Raw genomic sequence first — 2,823 nt, 5'->3', positions numbered from 1 at the left:
GGTGAGGGTTTCGACCTCCGTCGAATCCGGATTCGACCCCGATGTCGATGCGCTCACGCACCTGGGCTGCGGTGATATCGAGTTCCGGCTCCGGCTCGACGATCTCCGCAACGGCCCGCAGCGGGGGTCGGCGAGAGTCCCGCCCTGGTCGAAATCACCTCACAGGGCGCGGTCACGGTGCGGCTCTCCGCGTCGTGGCCGTCAGGCAGAGGCAGAAACGCCGCGCTCCCACAGCTCTTCGGCGTGATCCCGGAAGCGGTCGGCCATGCCGCCCTCGCCGTGACGGCGCAGGTGCAGAAGCGGCGAGTCGTGCCCGGCCAGGCGCGCCAGGTGAGGCGTCACAAGTAGATTGTCGTCGAACCTGAAGACGCTCAGGGCGACGTGGCTCGCCGCATCCTCCGGAGCGCTGAAGCGTGTTTCCAGGCCGACCAGAGGGCCCAGGCGGCTCAGCGCGTCCAGGGTCGTCCGCACCCGCGAGGACAGCGTCAGGGCGACCTCTTCGACCGCCTCCCGCTGCCGGGTCACCTCGCCGTCGGGATCGCCGACCAGAAACCTGACGCGGCATCCCGCCTCGGTCTTGCGGCGCAGTCGGTCCGCGAAGGCGGGGAGCTGGGTCCACAGAAAGTAGTTCGTGTAGCCCGCGAAGAAGATGTCCTTCACAGCGCCGTCGACCAAGTCGCCCCACAGGGTGGACGGCGCAGCGGACCGGAAGGGGTAGGACCGGACGATCTCCAGGTCCCCGCCTGTCTTGATGCGGTCCGTCACGACCTTGGGCCACAGCATGTGTTCGTCAACTCCCAACGCCTCAGCAGCGTCCTCGCGGTTCCTGGCATGCGGGATCAACGCGTCATCCGCCAGCCATCGTTCGACGGTCTTGCTAGTTACCCCAAGGCGCGCTGCTAGTCGTCGGGGCGACTGTCCGGCCGAATCCATAGCTGACCGCAGGTTCCTGTTCAAGGTATCCCCCGGAACGTTTGGGCCTTTTCCAAGCTAACGCCGAAGCGGCCGAAGTGTCGCTGCTTACGGGAGAGATACGTCCCTCTGGGAGGCCGACGATTTGGCTGAACACAGACCCCCGCGACCGCTCGCGCGCAGTCCGGGGGCGTGGCCGACTGCAAGGGAGCCGACGATGCACGATAACCACACAACAGGCTCAGACAGAGCGGCGCATAAACGCGTATTCCAGTACAAGACTGGCGAATTGGTTATTGACGAGGTGAGGATGAAGCTGGGTGTGGTGATGGACCGCGTCGGCGGACGTCTTCAGCTTCGCCCTCCGGCGGGCGGCACCGAATGGGATTGCGACCCCCAGTGCGCCCGGAGGCCGCAGTCGGATCAGGTGATGACCGCGTCGTCGCGGGAGCAGTCACCATGAAGATGACCAAGCCGAAAGAGCTGTCTGCCCAGTGCGCGATCAACGAACACGGCTTCTGTTCCGGCAACAGCGTCCGGGTCTTCGCCCCCGGCGCGAGGCGCCCGTGCGAGGCGCCGCTCTTCACCTACCACTGCGGTTGCGACTGCCACGGCGCGCGGGCGGTCATCCTGACCAAGCGGTGGTGGTCGACGTGATCCAGACGTGCGCTGAATGCGATGACCTGACGGACGGCGCGGTGCCCGTCGCCGTAGAGCACGCGGGGACCGGGCCCGGACGCGTCGTCTTCCTGTGCGCGACCTGCCGCTACGTGATGCGGGTCGTGCCCCTGGCCGAGCATCCCGAGGACTCGGACGGCTTCGTGATCTTTCTGAAGGAGGACCCCTGAGACGGGCGTCGGCGCACTGATGTGGACAGCCGCCGCCCAGGACGACGCCCCCGCTTCCCGAGTAGGAGGGTCATAGCCGGGCGGGCTGATCGATACGCCTCACTCGGCCCGCGCCTGGGCCGCCAGGTGCTTCTGGACCCCCTCGGCCAGCTCCCGGCTGCTGGCGAGAGCGGCATCGAGGCCACGCTGCGGGTTGGTGCCCGCCTGTTGCTGAAGGACGACACCCAGGATCAAGCGCTTGGAGGACTGCGCCGTGGCCGCCCACAGCAGAGCGCCTCCTGCCGGTGTGCTGGATCCCGTCTTGAGTCCGATCACACCGGCATGTCCCAGCAGCGTGTTGGTGTTGTGGATTGTCTCCCCCGTGTCGGGGTGCTTCGTGGTGCGCTTGGTGACGATCGTGCGGAACACCTTGTCCTTCATGACCTGTCGTGCCAGTTTCAGCTGGTCGACGGCGGTACTGCGGGTGGTGGCCTCGTAGCCGCTGGCGCCGGTGTAGGTGGTGTGGTGCATGCCGAGAGCCTCGGCGGCGCGGTTCATCTTGTGGACGAAGGCTCTCTGACTGCCGGCGTCCCAGCGGGCCAGCAGGCGGGCGATGTTGTTGCCCGAGGGGATCAGCATCAGTTCGAGCAGGCGCCGCTCGCTGAGCTGCTGGCCCTCCTGGAGATAGACCTGGGACTCGTCGGGTGAGGTGGAGCCGTCCGCGGCGCTTGAGTCGACCGTGATGCCGGGCCCCTGGTCCGATCCGCGCAGGGGGTGCTCGCGCAGGATCACGTAGGCGGTCATGACCTTCGTGACGCTCGCGATGGGCACCGGCTTCTGCTCACCACTGGTACCAAGACTCCCCAGGCCCTGCACTTCTACGCTCGCCTGCCCCTCCGTGGGCCAGGGAAGGGAGCGTGCCCCGGGGCTCAGGCCGATCGTCGTGTCGTCCGTCGTGAGGTTCCACGCGACCGTCAGCCCGAGGAGGGCCATGGCGACGGCTGCCGCCATCGTGGCGATCCGGCGGCTACGGCGGTGGCCCGCGCCTTTCCGGAGCCGGTGCGGTGGGTGGGCCGTGGGGCTG

The 2,823-nt window shown here is 67.7% G+C and carries 4 protein-coding genes; 2 read left to right on the top strand and 2 right to left on the bottom strand.

What is annotated here, in order from left to right:
- Positions 1–201: 201 nt before the first annotated feature.
- A complete protein-coding gene (locus tag AB8Z36_RS35675; RefSeq protein WP_369217538.1) occupies positions 202–783 on the bottom strand; it encodes an XRE family transcriptional regulator in 582 nt (193 codons plus the stop codon).
- 594 nt (positions 784–1,377) lie between these two features.
- On the opposite strand from AB8Z36_RS35675, the gene AB8Z36_RS35670 reads away from it, so the two are divergent.
- Positions 1,378–1,569, top strand: coding sequence for a hypothetical protein (locus tag AB8Z36_RS35670; protein WP_369217537.1), 192 nt, complete (start codon positions 1,378–1,380; stop codon positions 1,567–1,569).
- 41 nt (positions 1,570–1,610) lie between these two features.
- Positions 1,611–1,760 carry a hypothetical protein gene (locus tag AB8Z36_RS35665; protein WP_369217536.1) on the top strand — a complete coding sequence of 50 codons (150 nt, stop codon included), beginning with the start codon at positions 1,611–1,613 and terminating at the stop codon, positions 1,758–1,760.
- 99 nt (positions 1,761–1,859) lie between these two features.
- Here AB8Z36_RS35665 and AB8Z36_RS35660 read toward each other — a convergent pair.
- The coding region (locus AB8Z36_RS35660) for a D-alanyl-D-alanine carboxypeptidase family protein (RefSeq protein WP_440582085.1) at positions 1,860–2,823 on the bottom strand (964 nt) is incomplete at its 5' end.

It is taken from the genome of Streptomyces flavofungini, from assembly GCF_041028215.1.
GTDB lineage: Bacteria > Actinomycetota > Actinomycetes > Streptomycetales > Streptomycetaceae > Streptomyces > Streptomyces flavofungini_B.
Note: the sequence above shows the minus strand (reverse complement) of the source record. Positions and strands in the feature narration are given on the sequence as shown.

Excerpts from the sequence above, each read along its gene's own strand:
- AB8Z36_RS35675 (WP_369217538.1), bottom strand. The coding sequence starts at position 783 with ATGCTGTGGCCCAAGGTCGTGACGGACCGCATCAAGACAGGCGGGGAC.
- AB8Z36_RS35670 (WP_369217537.1), top strand. The coding sequence starts at position 1,378 with ATGACCAAGCCGAAAGAGCTGTCTGCCCAGTGCGCGATCAACGAACAC.